General features: G+C 64.0%; 21 protein-coding genes. 6 read left to right on the top strand and 15 right to left on the bottom strand.

Annotation, left to right across the window (positions count from 1 at the left end):
- Positions 1–39: 39 nt before the first annotated feature.
- On the bottom strand, positions 40–1,014 hold the full coding sequence (gcvA, locus tag CN311_RS02215; RefSeq protein WP_097571791.1) for a transcriptional regulator GcvA: 975 nt from the start codon (positions 1,012–1,014) through the stop codon (positions 40–42).
- Positions 1,015–1,225: 211 nt separating this feature from the next.
- Between gcvA (CN311_RS02215) and speB the strand changes: the two genes are divergently transcribed.
- The 4 genes from speB (at position 1,226) to CN311_RS02195 (ending at position 4,570) form a co-directional block, all read left to right on the top strand.
- Entirely contained in the window at positions 1,226–2,287 is a 1,062-nt protein-coding gene (gene speB / locus CN311_RS02210; RefSeq protein WP_097571790.1) for an agmatinase, read from the top strand.
- Between the two features lie 87 nt (positions 2,288–2,374).
- Entirely contained in the window at positions 2,375–3,175 is an 801-nt protein-coding gene (locus CN311_RS02205; RefSeq protein ID WP_097571789.1) for a transporter substrate-binding domain-containing protein, read from the top strand.
- Between the two features lie 82 nt (positions 3,176–3,257).
- A complete protein-coding gene (locus tag CN311_RS02200; protein ID WP_097571819.1) occupies positions 3,258–3,926 on the top strand; it encodes an amino acid ABC transporter permease in 669 nt (222 codons plus the stop codon).
- The gene (locus CN311_RS02195; RefSeq protein WP_097571788.1) at positions 3,923–4,570 is read left to right on the top strand and encodes an amino acid ABC transporter permease; all 648 of its coding nucleotides are present in this window, start codon (positions 3,923–3,925) and stop codon (positions 4,568–4,570) included. The genes CN311_RS02200 and CN311_RS02195 overlap by 4 nt, the downstream gene beginning before the upstream one ends.
- A gap of 249 nt (positions 4,571–4,819) precedes the next feature.
- Here the strand turns inward: CN311_RS02195 and CN311_RS02190 are convergent, their stop codons facing one another.
- From CN311_RS02190 to CN311_RS32825, 4 genes are all read right to left on the bottom strand, one after another.
- Positions 4,820–5,293 (bottom strand): GNAT family N-acetyltransferase, encoded by a 474-nt coding sequence (locus CN311_RS02190; protein ID WP_165779554.1) that lies wholly within the window; start codon positions 5,291–5,293, stop codon positions 4,820–4,822.
- A 480-nt stretch (positions 5,294–5,773) separates the two neighbouring features.
- Entirely contained in the window at positions 5,774–5,935 is a 162-nt protein-coding gene (locus tag CN311_RS02185; protein ID WP_097571786.1) for a DUF1127 domain-containing protein, read from the bottom strand.
- Positions 5,936–5,938: 3 nt separating this feature from the next.
- Positions 5,939–7,276: a tetratricopeptide repeat protein gene (locus CN311_RS02180; RefSeq protein ID WP_097571818.1), complete on the bottom strand. Its 1,338-nt coding sequence runs from the start codon at positions 7,274–7,276 to the stop codon at positions 5,939–5,941.
- 43 nt (positions 7,277–7,319) lie between these two features.
- Positions 7,320–7,460, bottom strand: coding sequence for a hypothetical protein (locus CN311_RS32825; protein WP_208866403.1), 141 nt, complete (start codon positions 7,458–7,460; stop codon positions 7,320–7,322).
- On the opposite strand from CN311_RS32825, the gene CN311_RS02175 reads away from it, so the two are divergent.
- Positions 7,459–8,424 (top strand): AraC family transcriptional regulator, encoded by a 966-nt coding sequence (locus CN311_RS02175; protein ID WP_097571817.1) that lies wholly within the window; start codon positions 7,459–7,461, stop codon positions 8,422–8,424. The genes CN311_RS32825 and CN311_RS02175 overlap by 2 nt on opposite strands.
- Before the next feature lie 52 nt (positions 8,425–8,476).
- Here CN311_RS02175 and CN311_RS02170 read toward each other — a convergent pair whose 3' ends face one another.
- The gene (locus CN311_RS02170) at positions 8,477–9,880 is read right to left on the bottom strand and encodes an MATE family efflux transporter (RefSeq protein WP_097571785.1); all 1,404 of its coding nucleotides are present in this window, start codon (positions 9,878–9,880) and stop codon (positions 8,477–8,479) included.
- Between the two features lie 265 nt (positions 9,881–10,145).
- On the opposite strand from CN311_RS02170, the gene CN311_RS02165 reads away from it, so the two are divergent.
- The gene (locus CN311_RS02165; RefSeq protein ID WP_097571816.1) at positions 10,146–10,724 is read left to right on the top strand and encodes a histidine phosphatase family protein; all 579 of its coding nucleotides are present in this window, start codon (positions 10,146–10,148) and stop codon (positions 10,722–10,724) included.
- Positions 10,725–10,731: 7 nt separating this feature from the next.
- Here the strand turns inward: CN311_RS02165 and CN311_RS02160 are convergent, their stop codons facing one another.
- From CN311_RS02160 to gcvA (CN311_RS02120), 9 genes are all read right to left on the bottom strand, one after another.
- Positions 10,732–12,318, bottom strand: a complete 1,587-nt coding sequence (locus tag CN311_RS02160) for an FGGY-family carbohydrate kinase (RefSeq protein WP_097571784.1) — start codon at positions 12,316–12,318, stop codon at positions 10,732–10,734.
- Entirely contained in the window at positions 12,315–12,998 is a 684-nt protein-coding gene (locus CN311_RS02155) for an HAD family hydrolase (protein WP_097571783.1), read from the bottom strand. Before CN311_RS02155 ends, CN311_RS02160 begins: the two co-directional genes overlap by 4 nt.
- 14 nt (positions 12,999–13,012) lie before the next feature.
- Entirely contained in the window at positions 13,013–14,491 is a 1,479-nt protein-coding gene (locus CN311_RS02150) for a mannitol dehydrogenase family protein (protein WP_097571782.1), read from the bottom strand.
- Between the two features lie 71 nt (positions 14,492–14,562).
- A complete protein-coding gene (locus CN311_RS02145) occupies positions 14,563–15,333 on the bottom strand; it encodes an L-iditol 2-dehydrogenase (RefSeq protein ID WP_097571781.1) in 771 nt (256 codons plus the stop codon).
- Entirely contained in the window at positions 15,330–16,334 is a 1,005-nt protein-coding gene (locus tag CN311_RS02140; protein WP_097571780.1) for an ABC transporter ATP-binding protein, read from the bottom strand. Before CN311_RS02140 ends, CN311_RS02145 begins: the two co-directional genes overlap by 4 nt.
- A gap of 50 nt (positions 16,335–16,384) precedes the next feature.
- Positions 16,385–17,209 (bottom strand): carbohydrate ABC transporter permease, encoded by an 825-nt coding sequence (locus CN311_RS02135; protein ID WP_097571779.1) that lies wholly within the window; start codon positions 17,207–17,209, stop codon positions 16,385–16,387.
- Between the two features lie 10 nt (positions 17,210–17,219).
- The gene (locus CN311_RS02130) at positions 17,220–18,092 is read right to left on the bottom strand and encodes a carbohydrate ABC transporter permease (protein WP_097571778.1); all 873 of its coding nucleotides are present in this window, start codon (positions 18,090–18,092) and stop codon (positions 17,220–17,222) included.
- Positions 18,093–18,228: 136 nt separating this feature from the next.
- Positions 18,229–19,539 (bottom strand): ABC transporter substrate-binding protein, encoded by a 1,311-nt coding sequence (locus tag CN311_RS02125; protein ID WP_097571777.1) that lies wholly within the window; start codon positions 19,537–19,539, stop codon positions 18,229–18,231.
- A gap of 257 nt (positions 19,540–19,796) precedes the next feature.
- Complete coding sequence (gene gcvA / locus CN311_RS02120; protein WP_097571776.1) at positions 19,797–20,714, bottom strand: transcriptional regulator GcvA; 918 nt, start codon at positions 20,712–20,714, stop codon at positions 19,797–19,799.
- Positions 20,715–20,728: the final 14 nt, after the last annotated feature.

The raw sequence follows: 20,728 nt of genomic DNA, 5'->3' as shown, positions 1-20,728 counted from the left end.
AAAATCCTGCGGCCATGGCCTCATTTCATCTGGGCGGCCTCAGGAGACTGGCTTGGCGCCGATCACTCTCAGCGCTGGCCGCTTGCGGCGGATGCCGATGCGGCCCGCCACCGGTGCGTCGGCGCGGCTGTCGGCCTGCTCCTTCTCTGCGAACAGCCAGTCGATGAACAATTGCACGATCGGCGTCGATCGCATCTCGTTGCGGCAGACGACGTAAAAATCATCGATCGCCGGCACCGACAGGCTGAACGGCGCGACGAGCATGCCCCTGGCGAGCAACGTGCTTGCGGTGACGGAATCGCCAAGCGCCACGCCATGGCCATGGACTGCGGCTTCTGTCGCCGTGCGGGCGTCGCCGAGATGGTGGCGGCGGCCACGCTCCAGATCCAGCCCGTCGGCCGCCGCCAGCCAGGTGTGCCACTCGCGGCCGTCGTCGCCATGCAGGAAGACGTGGTCGGCAAGATCGCGCACGGTGCGGATCGGCCGGTTGTTGATCAACGTCGGGCTGACCACAGGGAACAGTTCGAGGCCCGACCATTTGCGCATCCAGCAGTCGGTCCAACTGCCATCGCCATAATGCACGCAGACGTCGATCTCAGGCGCGCGAACGTCCCTGGCGTCGTTGGAGGGGATCAGCGTGAGCCTGATATCGGGATATTGGGCCATGAAGCTGCCCAGCCGCGGGGTCATCCAGAGCAACAGCAAGGCCGGCACGCAGGCCACCGAAAGCGTGCCGGCGCTGGCCGGCCTGGTCATGCGCTGGGTGGCGGCGGCGATGCCGTCGAAAGCGGTCGACACCGCCGGCAAAAGTTCAGCACCGTGCGGTGTCAGCGTCACTCGCTGGCCGGTGCGTTCGAACAGCTTGACGCCGAGCGACTGTTCGAGCGCCTTGATCTGGTGGCTGATCGCGCCATGGGTGACGTTGAGCTCGGCGGCGGCCTTGGTCAGCGAGGCGTGGCGGGCCGTCGCCTCAAAGGCGCGCAGCGGATTCAGCGGAGGCAGACGCTTGACCATGGGAACCCGGAGACATTGTGAGATTTTCTCACAACCGACACCCTAACAATATCAATTGATTTTTCAATGCGGCTGCCCGACACTTTCCCTGGAAACAGCATCAAGACGTGAAATCTGCAGGCAGCCAGCGGGACAGCGACCCGGCCGGATGACGGTCATCGCCAAGCGTCACCGACGGCCACACTGGATAGGCCATCGAGGAGGAGCGGACATGGGTTATAACAGCGGCAAGCTCGAAGCGTTGCGTCGCAAATATGGCGAAAGCCATGGCGGCGAGATGTTCGACCCGAAATTCCGCAAGGTCGCCGACAAGATCTTTTCCAAGAGCGGTACAAGGCTGGCGCCGTATTCCGGTATCCCGACCTTCCTCGCCGCGCCCTACCGCGAAATCGCAGCCGAGAACCCGGATTTCGGCGACCTGCAAGTGGCGATGATCGGCGTGCCGATGGATCTCGGGGTCACCAACCGGCCGGGCTCGCGTTTCGGGCCGAGGGCGCTGCGCGCCATAGAGCGCATCGGCCCCTACAATCATGTGCTGGAATGCGCGCCGACGCATGAGCTTCGGGTTGCCGACATCGGCGACACGCCTTTCCAGAGCCGCTACCGGCTGGAGACCAGCCATGACGACATCGAGCGCCGCACCAACCAGATCGTCGATGCCGGCGTCCTGCCCTTGTCCGTCGGCGGCGATCATTCGATCAGCCATCCGATCCTGAAGGCGGTCGGCAAGAAGGCGCCGGTCGGCATGATCCATATCGACGCCCATTGCGACACCAGCGGGCTTTTCGACATGACCAAGTTCCACCATGGCGGGCCGTTCCGCAACGCGGTGCTGGACGGCGTGCTCGACCCAACCCGCACCATCCAGATTGGCATTCGCGGTTCGGCCGAGTACCTGTGGGAGTTCACCTACGAGTCCGGCATGACCGTGGTTCACGCCGAGGAGGTGACCGGCCTCGGCATCCCCGCCATCGTCGAGAAAGCGCGCAGAATAGTCGGTGACGGTCCGACCTATGTCTCCTTCGACGTCGACAGCCTCGATCCGGCCTTTGCGCCGGGCACCGGCACGCCGGAAGTCGGCGGCCTGACGACGCGCGAGGTGCTCGAACTGCTGCGCGGCCTCAAGGGCCTCAATATCGTCGGCGGCGACGTCGTCGAGGTGGCGCCGCAATATGACGCGACCACCAACACCGCCCATGCCGGGGCGCAGGTGCTGTTCGAGATTCTAAGCCTGATGGTGTTCAGCCCGGCCATCACCGGCAAGGGAGCCTGACAGGCTACAGGAACATTCCACAGACGGTCGCCGCTCTGGAGCCGGCGACCGATCACAAACAAACAAGCTTCCAGCAGGGGAACGACAATGACACTTCACATGAAGCTGAAATCATCCATCGCCGCGGCGCTGATGCTCGCCGGCCTTGGTTTCGCCAGCCAGGCCAGTGCCGACGCGGTCGACGACATCGCCAAGGCCGGCGCCATCAATGTCGGCATATTCTCGGACTTTCCGCCCTTCTCCTCGGCCAGCGCCGACATGAGCATCAAGGGCTATGACGTCGACGTGGCGCAGGCCATCGCCGATTCCCTGAAGGTCAAGCTCAATTTGGTCAGCGTCACCGGCCAGAACCGAATCCCGTACCTCACCGACAAGCGCGTCGACATACTGATGAGCGTCGGCTACTCCAAGGAACGCGAGCAGGTGATCGATTTTGCCGCCGCCTACGCCCCCTACTACATCGCCGTCATCGGCCCGGCCGCACTTGCGGTCAAAGGCAAGGAGGACCTTGCCGACAAGTCGATCGCCGTCAACCGCGGCACGCTTGAGGATACTTCGCTGACCGAGGCTGCACCGGCTTCAGCCGACATCCGCCGCTTCGACAACTACAATTCCGTCATCCAGGCCTTCATCTCGGGCCAGACCCAGCTGATGGTCGTCGGCAACGATGTCGGCGCCCAGGTGCTTGCGCGCCAGGAGGCGCTGAAGCCGGAGCAGAAATTCCAGCTGCTGACCTCGCCTTCGCATATCGGCCTCAACAAGAGCGAGGGCCGGTTGAAGCAAGCGGTCAACGACGCGGTCGCCAAGATGCTGGCCGACGGCAGACTGGACGAGAGCTCGAAGGCCTGGCTGAAGACGCCACTCAACCCCGACAACCTCAAGGACTGATCTCCGGAGCCTGTTCCATCCCGATGAAATCGGGATGAGCTCCATTTGGGGGATCATACTCTGGCGCGACAGGACCATTGCGATGGGCTACGGCCTCGACTTCGGCTGGCTTGCGGGTGCTGTGGGCGCGATCGCGCGCGGTGCAGCCACGACCATCCTGTTGATCGTGGTGACCACGCTGGCGGGCACGTTCCTCAGCATCCTCGGCGCGGCGGGGCGGCGAAACGGCCCCGCCCTGCTCAGGCGGGCTATCGGCGTCTACGTCGAGGTGATGCGCAACACCCCGTTCCTGGTGCAACTCTTCTTCATCTTCTTCGGCCTGCCAAGCATCGGCATCAGGCTCGATCCGATCCTGGCCGCCATGCTGGCGATGACGCTCAACATGGCGGCCTACACAATCGAGATTGTCGGCGCCGGGCTGGACGCGGTGCCGCGCGGGCAGACGGAAGCCGCACTCGCGCTTGGGCTCAGGCCACGCCAGGTGTTCGTCAAGATCGTGCTGCCGCAGGCGCTCAAGGTCATCTACCCGGCGCTGACCAGCCAGATCATCATCATGATGCTGGAATCGGCCGTCGTGTCGCAGATCGCGGTGCGTGAGCTGACCTATGAGGCCGACATGCTGCAGGCGCGCACATTCCGCGCCTTCGAGACCTACCTCGTGGTGACGATGGTCTATCTCGTCTTGTCGATGGGGCTGCGCCGGCTGCTGGTAACAGGCGGGCGCAAGGTTCTGGGAGCCGGCGTGTCATGATCGAATTCACCTTCTGGGACATTTTGCGCAACCTTCTCTTGGCGGCGCGCTGGACCGTGCTTCTGTCGCTGGCCGCCTTCGTCGGCGGCGGCGTGGTCGGCATGGTCGTCCTGTTCTTCCGTATCGCCGAGAATAAATGGGCCCGGCGCATTGCCTCGGGCTATATCGCGCTGTTCCAGGGAACGCCGCTGCTGATGCAGCTCTTCCTGATGTTCTTCGGCCTGCCGATGCTCGGCCTGCGCATCGAGCCGTGGACTGCGGCGGCACTTGGCCTGACCTTCTTCGCCAGTGCCTATCTGGCCGAGATCTGGCGCAGCGGCGTCGATGCGCTGCCGCGCGGCCAGTGGGACGCCGGCGCCAGCCTCGGTCTGCACTATCTCCAGGAACTGAGGCTGATCATCCTGCCGCAGGCGTTCTCGATCACCCGCGCGCCGACCGTCGGCTTCCTGGTGCAGCTGATCAAGTCGACGGCGCTGACCTCGATCATCGGCTTCGAGGAGCTGGTGAGAACCTCCAACGCGATCAACAACGCGACCTTCGAGCCGTTCAAGGTCTACGGGCTGGTGGCGCTGATCTTCTTCGCCCTGTGCTTCCCGCTGACGCAGTATGCGCGTTCGCTGGAACGGCGGGCGGCCGGCCATTGATCCGAAAGCATGTTGCGTTGACCTGCGTAGATGGCGACTACAAGCTGGGAAGCCATCCCGCCTTTGCCACAACCCAATAGCAGACATCGGCGATAGCGAACCGCGGACCGTGATTGTGCGATTTACAGACCTTGATGGGAAGACTCGCATGAGGCTGGAGCTCACCAGGAAGCAACCCGCCGATTGCGCCATCCAAGGGCCAGCAGCGTGCACGCGCGGCGAGGCGCATGCTGTCCTGCGATCCGGCCCTTAGGCAGCTCGGATCCTGAGCTTTGCCAACGACTTCTCCATCCTGATGCAACCGAAGCGGGTTTGGTTCGGGAAGCTCAACTCCGTGGCTTCTTCCATCTGATAGCCGAGCGCTTCGTAGAGTGCGACGCCGGAGAGCGTGGCCGTGAGATGGAGCGTATCGACACCGTGCTGGAGGGCGTCCCGTTCTGTCCGGTTCATGATTGCTGATGCGATACCGCGGCGTGTGGCGGCCGGATCGACAAACACGCTGCGCACGGTCTGCACATCGAATAGAGTTTCGCATGCGCCAAGCCCCTGGGCATAGCCCGGTCGCGAACGCGTCCAGCCGCCGCTGCCGAGGATCGCGCCATGGCGATCCTCGGCCACGAAATAGTGCCCTTCAAACACCACGGCATCATCCATCGTGCCGAACAAGGTCAGGAAGTCGGCGATCTGGTCCGCGGTGTAGAAATTGCCGCCGAGAACCCACATTGAGCGCTCCTGCATAGCCCGCATTGCCGGAATGTCTGACGGGCGGGCATGGCGGATGATGTACCGTGTCATCGCTGTGTCTTTCGGCATGATCGTTCCTTTCGCGAGGCCTGTTTGCGTGCGGCGTTGGTGAGGGATGTGGCGTTCGGCCTGATTGTCCCTTGAACGGTCCGGGCTAGAGGCGCATGTCAACGATGGGTCCGGCGAACAGCCAGACATGCGCGATGAAGGCAGTCAGCAGGATAAGTGCCGACAACAGGGCTATCGTGGCTGCTCGGGCATTCCCGGTGGTCATGGTTCGGCTCCTTGGCGTGGTTCGAAGGCATGGGAAGGGGAGACCCGGACCGTCTTCAGGTCCGTGCCATGGGCTACGACTTCCATCTGCGGAAACGGGCCGTTCTGATCGCGGGAGGCATGCCTGGAAGCCGCTGCCCGCTTGCCTCCGGGCGGACGCGCCCGGAGGGCTTCTTCGACGATGCGCTACAGCCAGCGATCGCCGGCGGATCGTGACCGTCGAAGGCCGATGTCCTTCAGGGTGTGATCATTGAGCAGGTCAAAGGTGGCGCGCAACTCGCGGTGAGAGCGCCGGCGCCTGCGCATGACTTGCCGGCGTCCGAACATGGATTGCAGGAATTTGGGCATTGCTCAGGCCACCTTCCGGATCCCCGGCGCATTCGCCTGCGCGCGGCGCAGGAACGAACGGTTGACCGGGCTGTGCGGCTTCAGCGCCAGGCGCTCGCTGGCGAGCGCTTCGGCCATGCTGGTCATACCGCCGCGTACCGTCGCTTCCGTCAGGGTCCAATCGACGATGTCGCGCTGGGCGTGGCTGCCGCCAAAGGAATTGGCGATAGAGCGCGCGCCATGCAGGTGGCCCGCCGCCGCTTCGTAGTCACCGCGCCAGAACGCCGTGAACCCATCCACCAGAGGCAGGGCGGTCACCTTGCCCCAGCCGGCGGTCTCGGATGCAGCGGCACTGGTCCGGTATGCGTTGGCGATGCGGTCGATTTCGCTTGTGCGGCCCGCACCGAGATAGGCCATGACCGCATGCCAGTCGTTAAACGGATAGGTGCCTCCGTCGGCGTGGTCGTCCCAGCCCGCCGCCAGTTCCTGCCAGCGGTCGCCGACATCATGGCCGCTCAGATGCAGCCGCCAGAGCAGCGCCGAGGCGTCGACCATGTCGAGCGCGACCATGCTGCGGTCCTGCCGAATCGGCCCATCATAGAGCGCCAGCACCTCGTCGGCTTGGCCGAGATCGAGATGGCATAGCGACCGATGCCACCAGTTGTGGACCTTGAAGAAATTGTCGTCGCCCGACCAGTGCGGTTCGCGCGCGATCATCCAGCCGATGCCGTCCTCGGCGCGGCCCTGCATCTCCATGACGTGGGCAACGGCATGATGGGCCCAGCAGTCGAGCGGCTGAAGGTCGATGGCGCGGCGGCCGGCTTCCTCGGCGCGTGCATAGTCTCCGGTCTCCTCGAGCCCAAACGCATGCATGCCGAGCAGGATCGAGTAGCCTGGCATGTCAGCAGACCATTTCGGCAGCACGCGCGCGATGCGGTCGCGCAGGCTGCGCGCATTGGCTCGGCTGAAATCCACCAGATGGCCCGACTGGAGCGCAACGATGTCATGCGGAAAGTCCGCATTATGGCGATCTAACGCCGTCGCAGCCGCTGTCCACTCTCCCTCGACCAGCAGGTCGAGGACCGCGACATGCGAGGTCTCGCGTTCTGAAAGCCGCAACGACTTCACCGTGCCGAGGATTGCCTTGGCATCGCGCGTCGCCTCCGGTTCGGTCGTCAGACCCAGCAGATGCGCCTTCACGATATGCGCCATCGCAAAATCGGGTGCGACCTCGATGGCCTGCTCAAGTAGGCCGACTGGATCGCCGCGATAGATGTTGAACGCCTCGACGGCCCGGTCGAACAGGCCAGAGGCCTCGGCTGTCGCTCCGGAGAGCACATTGCCTTGCTGGTCAGTAAGCATGATCGGAATTTCCTTCAATGATGTGTATAAAAGAACCACAACGTCACCCGACCGTCCGGACATCAAGTCCGTCGGCTGGCATGGCGGCTTCGATGTCTGGATAGTCCGGCGCGTCGCTAGGGATAATGAGCGATGCGCCGAAATTCTTGACCGATCCGCCGGCTTTACTGGAGGGAACCTCCATGGATGCTCTCATGGACATGCTGCGGGCGATGCGCCTTACCGGCGGCATCTTCCTCGACGCGCAGTTCTCCGCACCGTGGTGCGTGTCGGCAAAGGTCGCGCCGGAGGATTGCGTCCCGTTCACGACCGAGCCCCGGCACATCATCGCCTATCACTACGTCACTGAGGGTCGGTGCCTGCTGACGGTCGGCGATCAGCGGCCGGTGGAGGTCGAGAGCGGCGAGATAGTCGTCCTGCCGCGCAACGACCACCATGTCATCGCGAGTGCTGCGAGCCTCCGGCCGGTCAATGCCGACCATCTGATCCAGGAGGCGCCTGAAGGCGGGCTGGCGAAGATCGTTTATGGCGGCGGCGGCGAGCGGACCACGATCCTGTGCGGCTTCCTTGGCAATGACCTTCCACACAACGCACTCATCACACTGCTGCCGAGCGTGCTCAAGCTCAACGCTGCCGACGGCGCCTCGGGAGACTGGATCAAGGGCACATTCCAGTTTGCTGCAAGGGAACTCGCGGCCGGGCAGGCCAATTCGCCGATGATCCTCGCGAAGCTCGCCGAACTGCTGTTCATGGAAGCGGTCCGCCGTTACCTCGCCTCCCAACCGCCCTCCGCGAATGCTTGGGCAGCGGGGATGCAGGACCCCGTGATCGGTCGCGCGCTGGGAATTCTGCACGCGCAGATCGCGCGGCGATGGACAACCGAGGATCTCGCGCGCGAACTGGCCGTTTCCCGCTCGGCCTTCGCGGAGCGCTTCACGCGCGCCATCGGCGAACCGCCGATGCGCTACCTTGCCCGGCAGAGGTTCGAGCAGGCCTCGGCGCAGTTGAAGGAAACGGCCAATCCCATCGCCTGGATCGCCTACGAAGTAGGCTACGAATCCGAAGAAGCCTTCAACAGGGCCTTCAAGCGCGAATACGGCGTTCCGCCCGCCGCCTGGCGTCGGGCCAACGCAGTTCGCAGAAGCTGAGCCCTCGTGGCGAGGACCGGCCGACCACCGGACGAACCGTCAGCCGGGGCCATCAATGACCAAACGCCAGCGGCGGCGCGATGCGGTCGCGCCGCAGCCAGCGGACCATGAGCAGCGCCGCCACCGCGGCCAATCCCGACGACAGGCCGATCCAGATGCCGACACCGTTGAAACCGAAATCGAACGCCAGCAGCACGCCGAGCGGCAGGCCGACGCCCCAATAGCCGATCGCGGCGTAGATCATCGGCACCTTGGTGTCGTGCAGGCCGCGCAGCATGCCGGCGGCCACGGCCTGCGCGCCGTCGAAAATCTGGAAAAGCGCGGCAAAGGCCAGAAATGATACGGCAAGGGCGATTACTCTCGTATTGGCCGGATTGCCGAGATTGATGAAGGCGCTGATCAAGAGCCGCGGCCACAGGATCATCACCAGTCCCGTCAGCGCCATGAAGGACACGCCGATGACGAAGGCGGTCCAGCCGGCGCGGGAAACGCCTTCCCGATTGCCGGCACCGTGTGCCAGCCCGACGCGCACGGTCGCCGCCTGATTGAGGCCGAGCGGCACCATGAAGGAGATCGAGGCGATCTGGATGGCGATGGCGTGCGCGGCAAGCGAGTCCGCATCGATCAGGCCCATGAGCAGGGCCGCCGCGTTGAAGATCGTCACCTCGAAGGCAAGGATGCCGGCGATCGGCAGGCCGAGCAGCAGCAGCCCCTTGAAGCGCGGCCAGTCGGCCCGCCAGAAGCGCCCGAACATGCGGTAGCGGCGAAACTTCGGCTCGAGCAACAGCACCGCCGCCATGCCGGCGAACATCAGCATACTGGACAGCGTGGTGGCCAGGCCGGACCCGGCAATGCCCATCGCCGGCACGCCGAGATTGCCGAACATGAACATCCAGTTGAAGAGGACATTGCAGGCGACGGCAACGAATACGATGACCAGCGCCCAGCCCGGCCGCTCCAGCGCCGAAATGAACGAACGCAGCACGATATAGCCGTAGAAGGGCAGCACCGCCCATTCGAGCCAGCGCAGGTAGATGCCGGCCTGATGCGCCAGCGCCGGCTCCTGGCCCATGGCGAGCAGAATTGGCTCGCCGTGCCAGAGAAAGATCCAGATCGGGATCGAGATGAGGATCGCCAGCCACAGGCCCTGCCGCACGGTGCGGCGCAGGTCGCGCACGGAATGGCGGCGGCGGCCAAGCTCGGTCGCCATCATCGGCGAGGTCGCCAGCATCAGGCCGAGCCCGAAGATCATCGGCATGAAATAGAGATTGGCGCCGAGCGCGCCGCTGGCCAGCGTGTCCGGCCCCAGCCGGCCCATCATCATGACGTCGGTGGCGGTCATCGCGGTCTGCCCGAGATTGGTCAGCACCATCGGCCAGGCGAGCGCCAGCATCGCCCTGATTTCCTGACGCCAAGGATTTTCCGGTGCGCAAGCGCCGGCTTCCATCACAGACATTGTTTCGCCTATCCGATTGCGGCGCGTCGGCGAAAAAAGCCGGAAGCCGCGTCTCAGCGCGGAAAATGACCGTGGTCGGTCCGGATTCCGCATTAACGGCATGGCTTGTCCACGAAATGAGCTGCCGTGGCAAGAGGCTGGTATCGGCAAGGGTTAAGCCAGCATGCGGAGCGATTTTCAAACACGCTCTTTGGCGGCGCCGCGGAAGCCGCTATGGTTTGCGTCACCGGCAGTCCTGCCGGAGCTGCCATCGAAAGGCATGCGGATGAGCGCGTTTGCGGAAATCACCCTGGTTCGGCACGGCGAGACCGAATGGAGCGCGTCGGGAAAGCACACGGGACGGACCGACATACCGTTGACGCCTGCCGGCGAGGAGGCCGCCCGGCGGGTCGGTGAGCGCCTGCAGGGCCTGTCGTTCCAGGCCGTCTGGTCGAGCCCCTCGCAGCGCGCCTTCAGGACCTGCGCGCTGGCCGGCTTCGGTGCGGCCGGGCTGAAAAAGCCGGACCTGGCGGAGTGGGATTATGGCGCCTACGAAGGGCTGACCACGAAGCAGATCCTTGCCGAGCGGCCGGGCTGGCAGCTTTTCCGCGACGGCTGTCCAGACGGCGAGATGGCGCAGGATGCGGGCGCGAGGGCGGACCGGATCGTCAGCGAACTGCGCTCCGTCAATGGCAATGTGCTGGTGTTTTCAAGCGCGCATTTCCTGCGGGTGCTGGCGGCGCGCTGGGTCGGCCTGCCGCCGCAAGGCGGCGCTCTCTTCGTCCTGGATACCGCCAGCATAAGCGTGCTCGGCTACGAGCACGACCCTGGCGAGCCGGTCGTCCGGCGCTGGAACCAGAGATAGCGCGAAACTACCTGATCTCGTCGAGCGCCTGCCTCTGCCGGTGCATCTCGAGGAACACGCGGTAATCGCGATCGAAACGGCCGCTGGCTGCCGGATTCGACAGCCGCTTCTTGCCGCCCTGCTGCATGGCGACGCAAGCAGCATTCACGCTGGGAAAAAGCCCGGCGGCGGTGGCAGCCACCATGCCGGTGCCGAGCAGCACCGCCTCGTCGGCGAGCGGCTCGACCACGGTGCAGCCGGTGGCGTCGGCATAAAGCTCCATCAGAAGCGGGTTCTTGGTGTGGCCGCCGGTGACATGCAGCGTGTCGATCAGATAGCCGTTCTCGTTCAGCGCCTCCAGCACATGGCGCACGCCAAGCGCGATGCCGACGGCGGTGCGCCAATAGAGCTTGCACAGGCTGTCGAAGGAGGAATCGAGCGTCAGCCCGCTGATGACGCCGACCGCATGCGGGTCGGCGAGCGGCGAGCGGTTGCCGTGGAAATCCGGCAGCACATGCAGCCTTGCCGCCAGGTTTTCGCCGTCGGCGGCGCGCAGTTCGGCGACACGCCGGGCGATCCTGGCATGCATGGCGGCGTCCGGCTCGCCGCCGGCGCCATGCCAGCGGATGATATGGTCGAGCAGCGCGCCGGTAGCCGACTGGCCGCCTTCCGACAGCCACAGGCCGGGAAGGGCCGCGCCATAATACGGGCCCCAGACGCCGGCGAAGGGCTGCGGGTCGGGCGACATCGCCATGACGCAGGAGGATGTTCCAGCGATCAATGCCAGGTGCCGGCCGATATTCTTGTCATCGCCAGCGAAGCCGCCGAGCACGCCGAGCGCGCCGGCATAGGCATCGATGACGCCGGCTCCCACCCGGCACTTTTCGGTCAGGCCAAGCTCCGCCGCCGCTTCGGCAGAGAGAGCGCCTATATCGGTCCCTACCGGGCTTGCCTTCTCCGGCAGATTGCCGTGCTGGAAGAGATCCGCTAGCCCCACCGTCTCGAAGAAGTCGCGCCGCCAACCGGTTTCCTCATGCGCCAGATAGGTCCATTTCGCGGTCAGCGTGCATTGCGAGCGGGCAAGCGACCCCGTCGCTTTCCAGGTGAGGAAATCGGTAAGATCAAAAAGGTAGCCGGCTTCATTCCATGTGCCGGGCAGGTTGCGCTTCAGCCACATCAGCTTCGGCGTCGCCATCTCCGGCGACATGACGCCGCCGATATAGTCGAGCACGGCATGGCCGCTTTTGGTGCATTCGTCGGCCTCGGCAATGGCGCGGTGGTCGAGCCAGACGATGGTGTCCCAGCGCCTTTCGCCTGACACCGATACGCTGAGCTGGCCGCCGTCCCTGTCCCGCACGACCAGTGAGCAGGTGGCATCGAAGGAGATGCCGACAATGTCGTTCGCCGTCACGCCCGATTTTTCGCGCGCGGCGCGTACGGCAAGACAGACCGCCGACCAGATGTCCTCGGAATTGTGCTCGGCATGATCGGCCTTGGGCTGGTTCATGGCGATCGGATGCTCGGCGCGGCCGAGCAAGGTGCCTTTGGTGTCGAGAATGCCCGCACGGGCGCTCCCGGTGCCGACGTCGACCGCGCAAACGAAACTGTTGGTCAAGATGCTTTTACTCTCGCTCCCAGGCCTGCAATCAGATCGGGCAATTGCAGCATGTCAGCGAATATAAAGTCCGGCTCACTCGACGCAAGCCGCGCTTTCAAGGCCGGGTTGCCGGCATGCGAGCCGCCGGTGAAGGCAAAGACGCGCATGCCCGCCTCCCGCGCCGCCGCGATGCCGGCCGGACTGTCCTCGACGACGAGGCAGTTGCTCGGATGTGCCCGCATGCTGGCTGCGGCGTGGAGGAAGAGGTCGGGCGCGGGTTTGCCGCGCGCGACCATGGCGGCGCTGAACAGATGCGGCTCCATGAGCCCGAGCAGCCCGGTTATGTCGAGCGCATAGCGGATACGATCGAGCGTACCGGATGAGGCGACGCAGTATGGCACGCCGAGCCTGGGCAATACTTCCGTGATGCCGGGCATCGGCTTCAGCTCCTCGCGAAACTTGCGCATCAGCTCGACGCGCATCGCGGTGAGATGCCCGTCGGTGATGTCGAGCCCGAAGTCACGGCCGAGGATTTCGCGGACGCTCTTCATGCTCCTGCCGAGGAAATGCTCGTAGGCCGCATCCTCGCCGACCGTACCGCCGGCGAGCGCGATCATGCCGAGAAGTGCGGCGACCGACAGCGCCTCGCTGTCGACCAGTACGCCGTCACAGTCGAAGATGACCAGTTCGGGCGCCATCGCGGTGGCCGATCTCAGAGCTTGCCGGCGAGGTACTGCGTCAGCGTCGCGCGCGCTCCGTTCGCCCAGAGCAGCTCGAGCGCGCGCGCGAAGGCTTCGGCGAAAGGCGCCGAGCGGCCGACGTCACCATAGATGTCCTCCATGGCAAGCCAGGCGGCCGGCGCATCCTTTGCCGCTTTTGCCGTCGTCTGCAGCCGGTCCCAGCTCGGATCGTTGGGCTCGATGACGGCGCCGCTATCCGTCGTGCCGAAGCAATAACGGCACCAGAGCGCCGATTCCAGCGCGAGACCGGTGATACTCTTTCCCGCCTTCAGCCGGTCAGCAATGGTCGGAATTATGAATTTCGGTTGGCGGTTGGAGCCGTCCAGACAAAGCCTGCGGATGGTGTCGCCGATCTTCGGGTTGGAGAAGCGGCTCTCGATCAGCTCGTAGTAGTCTTCCAGCTTCGTGTCCGGCACCGGCGGCACCGTCGGGATGATCTCATCGTGCTCCAGCTTGGCGAGAAAGCCGCGCACCAGCGGCTCCTGCATCGCCTCGTGGACGAAATGGATATCCATCAGGCCTGCCGGATAGGCAATGGTCGCATGGCCGCCATTGAGGATGCGGATCTTCATCAGCTCATAGGGCGCGACATCCCTGACGAACTGCACGCCGACCTTTTCCAGCGGTGGCCTGCCGTCGGTGAAATGATCCTCCAGCACCCATTGCCGGAACGGCTCGCAGAAGACCGGCCAGTTGTCCTCAAGGCCGAACTCGTTTGCCAATATGCCGCGCTCGCGATCGGTGGTGGCCGGGGTGATGCGGTCGACCATGCCATTCGGGAAGGCGACGTTCTGGCCGATCCAGTCGGCGAGATCCTCATCGATCAGGCGGGCGAGGCCGATGACGCCATCGGATGTGACGTGGCCATTGTGAGGGATGTTGTCGCAGGACATGACCGTGAACGGCACGATGCCGTCATCGCGACGGCGCACAAGGCCGGCAAGGATGATGCCGAAGACAGTCTTCGGTACAGCACCCGGCTGAGCGTCGGCGACGATGTCGGAATGGGCGGGATTGAACAGGCCCGACGCGGGGTCGATGAAGTAGCCGCCCTCGGTGATGGTCAGCGACACGATCCTGATTGCCGGATCGGCAAGCTGCTCGATGATCGCTTCGGCATCGCCCGGCATCAGGAAGTCGATCATGACGCCGGTGACGCGGGCGCTCATATGGCCGCTATCCTGCTCGACGACAGTGGTCAGCCAGTCCTGCTCTTCAAGCTTGCCACGGCCGACCTTCTCGCCGGCGAATACGCCGGCGCCGACAATCGCCCAGTCATGGCCGGCACCCGAATTGAACAGATCGTCGAGATAGACGGCCTGATGCGAGCGATGGAAATTGCCGACGCCGAAATGCACGATACCGGCCTTCAGCGCAGCGCGATCGTATTTCGGGCCAGCAACCTTGGCGGGAAGATTGGCGAGGATTGACGAAGAGAGCTTCACGGTCATCTGCTTTTACCCTTTGGCGGGACGGCTCTTCTCCCCGTGGAGGGACGGAGAGAAGAGCGCCCTCACCCCCCTCAACTCATCCACTGGCCGCCGTCGACATTGTAGGTCTGGGCGACGATGTAGTCGGCCTCGTCACTGGCCAGGAACACGGCCATGCCTGTCAGGTCTTCCGGCTTACCCATGCGGCCGTAAGGCACGCCTTCGCCGACCAGCCGCCGCTTCTCGCCCTTCGGCCGGTTCTCGTATTTGGCGAACAGCGCATCGACCTCGTCCCACATGTCGCTGTCGACGACGCCGGGCGCGATGCCGTTGACATTGATGCGGTGCTTGATCAGGGCGAGCCCGGCTGACTGGGTGAGCGAAATGACGGCGGCCTTGGTGGCGCAATAAACGGCGACCAGAGGCTCGCCACGCCGGCCGGCCTGGCTCGCCATGTTGATGATCTTGCCGCCCTTGCCCCGGGCGATCATTGCGCGGCTCGCGGCCTGCAGCATGAACAGCGTGCCGCCGACATTGACGGAAAACAGCTTTTCGTAGCTCGCCTTGGTGATCTCGACGATCGGCGCCAGGTCGAAGAGCGCGGCGTTGTTAATCAGTATGTCCAACCCGCCGGTCCTGGCCTCGACCGCCTTGATCGCCGCCTCGATCGAGGACAGGTCGGCGACGTCGAGCCTGAGCGCATAGGCGTTTTTGCCGATCTCCGACGCGGTCTTTTCCGCCGCTTCGAGATTGATGTCGGCAATCGCCACCGTGGCGCCTTCGCGAACATAGGCTTCGGCGAAGGCCTTGCCGATGCCGCGTGCCGACCCGGTGATCAGCGCCGATTTGCCCTTCAGTCTCACTGTGCCAGCGCCTTTCCGTCGGCACCGAAGCGGTGCAACTTCGCCTTGTCGGGTGTCAGATAGATCGTGTCGCCGTGATGAACGGCCAGTTCGCCGTCGGCACGCACCGTTAGCGGCCCTACGCCGTCTGCCTGCACATGCAGGAAGGTGTCGGAGCCGAGGTGCTCGGCGACACCGACCGTGGCTTTCCAGTCGCCCGAATTGGTCGAGATGTTCATGTGCTCGGGCCGGATGCCGACGGTCTTGGCGCCATATTTGGCCGCCGGCGCACCTTCGATCAGGTTCATCTTGGGCGAGCCGATGAAACCGGCGACGAACAGGTTGTGTGGCGTCTTGTAAAGCTCCATCGGCGAGCCGACCTGCTCGATGTTGCCGGCGTTGAGCACGACGATCTTGTCGGCCATGGTCATCGCCTCGACCTGGTCGTGGGTGACGTAGATCATCGTCGTCTTGAGCTGATGGTGCAGTTCGCTGATCTCGAGGCGCATGGTGCCGCGCAGCGCCGCATCGAGGTTGGACAGCGGCTCGTCGAACAGGAAGGCCGAAGGCTGGCGCACGATGGCGCGGCCGATGGCTACGCGCTGGCGCTGGCCGCCGGAAAGCTGGCCGGGACGACGCTCGAGATAGTTGGTGAGGTTCAGCACACGCGCGGCGTCCTTCACCTTCCTGTCGATGGTCGCCTGGTCCTCGCCCGCCATTTTCAGCGGGAAGGCGATGTTCTTGGCCACCGTCATATGCGGGTAGAGCGCATAGGACTGGAACACCATGGCGAGCTTGCGCTTGGCCGGCGCTTCGCCGGTCACGTCACGGCCGTCGATGTTGATGGTGCCGCCGCTGGTGTCCTCCAGCCCGGCGATCAGGCGCAACAGCGTGGACTTGCCGCAGCCCGACGGTCCGACGAAGACGACGAACTCGCCATTCTCGATCACCAGATCGATGCCCGGGATGATGACCGTCGACCCGAAGGACTTGGAGACGTTCTTGAGCGTGATGTTTCCCATGGTTTCCTCCCCGAGGGGTTATTTTTCGCCAGATGCTTCGGGCAACGTCCCTATTTCACGGCACCAAATGTCAGGCCGCGCACGAGCTGCTTCTGGCTGAACCAGCCCATGATCAGGATCGGCGCGATCGCCAGCGTCGAGGCCGCCGACAGCTTGGCCCAGAACAGGCCTTGCGGGCTGGAGAAGGAGCTGATGAAGGCGGTGAGCGGCGCGGCTTCGGTGGTGGTCAGCCGGATGGTCCAGAACGCCTCGTTCCAGGCCAGGATGATGTTGAGAAGCATCGTCGAGGCAATGCCCGGCACCGCCATCGGCGTCAGCACATAGACGATCTCGTTCCACAGCGAGGCGCCGTCCATGCGCGCCGCTTCCAGGATCTCGCCCGGGATTTCGCGGAAGTAGGTGTAGAGCATCCACACCACGATCGGCAGGTTGATCAGCATCAGCATGATCATCAGGCCGATGCGGCTGTCGAGCAATCCGGCATCGCGGAAGATCAGGTAGATCGGGAACAGCACGGCGACCGCCGGCATCATCTTTGTGGACAGCATCCACATCAGGATGTCCTTGGTGCGCTTGGTCGGCGAGAAGGCCATCGACCATGCCGCCGGTATGGCGACAAGCAAGGCCAGGATGGTCGAGCCGACCGACAACAGCACCGAGTTGAGGAAGAACTTGAAATAGCCGCTCTGCGCCTGGACCTCGGAATAGCTTTCCGTGGTCCCCGACGGGAACAGGTTGAAGCCCTGGATCGCCTCCTGTTCCGACTTGAACGAGGTGATGACCGTATAGAGGATCGGGAAGAAGATCAGCAGGGCGACGATCCAGGCGGCCGCGGTCGCGATCGTCTTGTGCTGGGGTGTGACTGCACGTGCCATCTTATCCTCCCTATTTGTCCAGGTTCTTGCCGACGGCGCGCATGGCGAAGAAGGCAACGATGTTGGCGAGAATGACGGCGATCACGCCGCCGGCGGATGCCTGGCCGATTTTGAACTCGAGCAGCGCCTTCTGGTAGACGAGGAAGGGCAGGTTGGTGGAAGCGTAGCCCGGGCCGCCATTGGTGGTGACGAGGATTTCGGCATAGACCGACAGAAGGAAGATCGTCTGGATCAGGATCACCACGGTGATGGCGCGCGACATGTGCGGCAGCGTCAGGTAGATGAAGCGGCTGACGAAGCCGGCGCCGTCCATCTCGGCGGCTTCCTTCTGCTCGCCATCAAGTGATTGAAGGGAGGTCAGCAGGATCAGCGTCGCAAATGGCAGCCACTGCCAGGCCACGATGATGATGATTGCGGTCAGCGGATATTGCCCGAACCAGTCGATCGGCTGTCCGCCGAAGAAGCGCGCAATGTCGGCAAAGACGCCGTATTGCGGATGCATGATCATGTTCTTCCACACAAGGGCCGCAACCGGCGGCATGACGAAGAACGGCGAGATGACGAGGATGCGGACGATCCCCTGCCCCCACATCGGCTGGTCGATCAGCAGCGCGAGCGCGATGCCGCCGATCACGGTGATCAACAGAACGCTGCCCACGAGGACAAGCGTGTTGATGATCGACTGCAGGAAGGCCGGGTTGGAATAGAACAGCGCGTAGTTGGAAAAGCCGATGAAGCCGTCGCGGATCGGGTTCAGCGGATTGTATTGCTGGAAGGAGAACCAAATGGTGATGGCCAGCGGCACAATCATCCAGACGAACAGCAGCACCACGGATGGCGCCATCATGAAGCGGGCAAGCGAACGGGTCTGCTGAGTAGCCATGACGGTCACCCTTCAAAGGTCAGCCACAATTTTCAGGTGGTGAAGGTGGCCGCCCGAACTGGGACTCGGGCGGCCGCCCTGCTGGTCACGGTGGAGCCGGTCGCGATGCGCTACCGGCTCGGCACCGGGAGGAGCCTTACTGGATGTAGCCGCCCTCGGTCATCGTCGCGGTGGCGGCGTCCTGAGCCTGCTTCAAGGCATCGTCGACGCTCGACTGGCCGGCGAGTGCCGCCGAGAAGAGCTGGCCGACGGTGGTGCCAAGTCCCTGGAATTCGGGGATGGCGACGAACTGGACGCCGACATAGGGCACCGGCTTGACAGTCGGGTGCGTCGGATCAGCGGCGTTGATGGAGTCCAGCGTCATCTTGGCGAAGGGCGCTGCCTTCTGGTACTCGGGATTGGCGTAGAGCGAGGAGCGCGTTCCGGGCGGAGCATTGGCCCAGCCTTCCTTCGAAGCGACGAGTTCGGCATAGTGCTTGCTCGTTGCCCAGGCGACGAACTTCTCCGCCGCTTCCGCCTTCTGCGTGCCGGCGGGAATGGCCAGTGACCAGGCCCATAGCCAGTTGCCGCGCTTGCCGAGCCCGTTGTCGGGCGCCAGCGCATAGCCGACCTTGTCGGCAACCGTCGAGTTCTTCGGGTCGGAGACGAAGGAGGCGGCGACCGTGGCGTCGATCCACATGCCGCATTTGCCTTGCTGGAACAGCGCCAGATTCTCGTTGAAGCCGTTGGACGAGGCGCCCTCGGGGCCGTCGGCCTTCATCAGGTCGACATAGAATTGAAGCGTGTTCTTCCATTCCGGCTGGTCGAACTGCGGCTTCCAGTTCTCGTCGAACCAGCGAGCGCCGAAGGAGTTCGACATGGCGGTCAGGAAGGCCATGTTCTCGCCCCAGCCGGCCTTGCCGCGCAGGCAGACGCCGTTCACGCCATTGGCGCGGTCGGTCATCTTGTCGGCGGCCTGCCTGATGAAGTCCCAGGTCGGCGCGTCGGGCATGGTCAGCCCGGCCTTCTCCATCAGGTCCTTGCGGTACATGACGAAGGAGCTTTCGCCGTAAAAAGGCGCGGCATAGAGTTTGCCGTCGACCGAGAGGCCGCCGGCAATGGCCGGGATAATGTCCTTGGCGTCATAGTCGTCGCCGAGCTTGTCGAGCGCCAACAGCCAGCTCTGCTTGGCCCAGATCGGCACTTCGTAGGTGCCGATGGTCATCACGTCATACTGACCGCCCTTGGTGGCGATGTCGGTGGTGACGCGCTCGCGCAGGACGTTTTCCTCGAGCGTGACCCAGTTGAGCTGGATATCGGGGTTAGCCTTGGTGAAGTCGTCGGTCAGCTTCTGCATGCGGACCATGTCGCCATTGTTGACCGTGGCGATGGTGATGGATTCGGCATGCGCGGCGAATGCAAGGGCGCTGGCCGACAACAGGCCCAGGGTGAGCGTGCGAAGTTTCATCAATTCCTCCCATAAACCAAGTTGAGCATTTGCCTTGGCTTTGGGCAATTACTCACTCTCCGTTAATTATGTCAAGCCGGATTCGTTGCTGCAGCGCAGCACAAAGAGGCCGAAGGCAACTCGCGCCTGACGTTTTGGGGCTATCGGAAGATGGTCCCGAAAAGTATGAAGCGGTTTTCGGACGACATCATGCTCTATCTCTTTGATTTAGAGCCGGATTCAGATTTCAGGTCGATTTGACCTGAAATCATCCGACTCTAGCCTGCCTGTTGCCGGGCGATCTCGGCCAGGATCCAGTCGCGGAAGGCCCGGATCTTCGGCACGTTGCGCCGCGCCTGGGGATAGACCAGCCAATAGGCGTGGCCATCGTCGCCGACCAGGTCGAAAGGCTGGATCAGGCGGCCATCGGCGAGCTCGGCCTTGAACAGCGCCCTGGTCACAATGGCCACGCCCTGTCCGGCGATGGCGGCGTTCGCCTCATAGGCCTGCGCGCCCATGCTGGTGCCGGGGCGCTTTGCCAGTTCCTCGACCGGCAGGCCGGCGGCGACAAACCAGTCCCGCCACCAGATGTCGCCGGGGTCGAGGATCGGCAGGCGCAGCAGGTCGGCAGGTTCCCTGACGCCGCCGATGCTGGCCGCCAGCGCCGGGCTCAGAACCGGCGTGAAATCCGCATTGAAAAGCTTGTGCACCTCGACGCCCGGCCAGGCGCCGCCGCCGGAGCGGATGGCGATATCGATGTCCTCGCGGGCGAAATCGACAAGGCGGTTCGACGTATCTAGACGCACCGCCAGCGACGGATGCGCGACCTGGAAAGAGCCGAGATGCCGGGCCAGCCAGTTGGAGGCAAAGGTCAGCAGCGTCGAAACGCACAGCACGCCGTCGGCGCCGCTGCGCGCGGCGGCATAGGCGCCGCTCAACAGAGCGAAGGCCTCGCTGACCGACGGCGCCAGGCGCTGCCCCGCCTCGGTCAGCACGATCTGCTTGGGACGGCGCAAAAACAGCGGCGCACCGACACGCTCTTCCAAAAGCTTGATCTGGTAGCTTGCCGCCGCCTGCGTCATGCCGAGCTCCTCGGCTGCCTTGGTGAAGGACAGATGCCGCGCCACCGCCTCGAACACCCGGATCGCGGCGAGCGGCGGGAGCTGTGAGATTTGCCGTGAATTGAGCTCGGGCATAAGGACTCCTTATG

Source organism: Mesorhizobium sanjuanii (assembly GCF_002529485.1).
Classification (GTDB): domain Bacteria; phylum Pseudomonadota; class Alphaproteobacteria; order Rhizobiales; family Rhizobiaceae; genus Mesorhizobium; species Mesorhizobium sanjuanii.
This window is presented reverse-complemented; position numbering and strand designations above follow the sequence as displayed.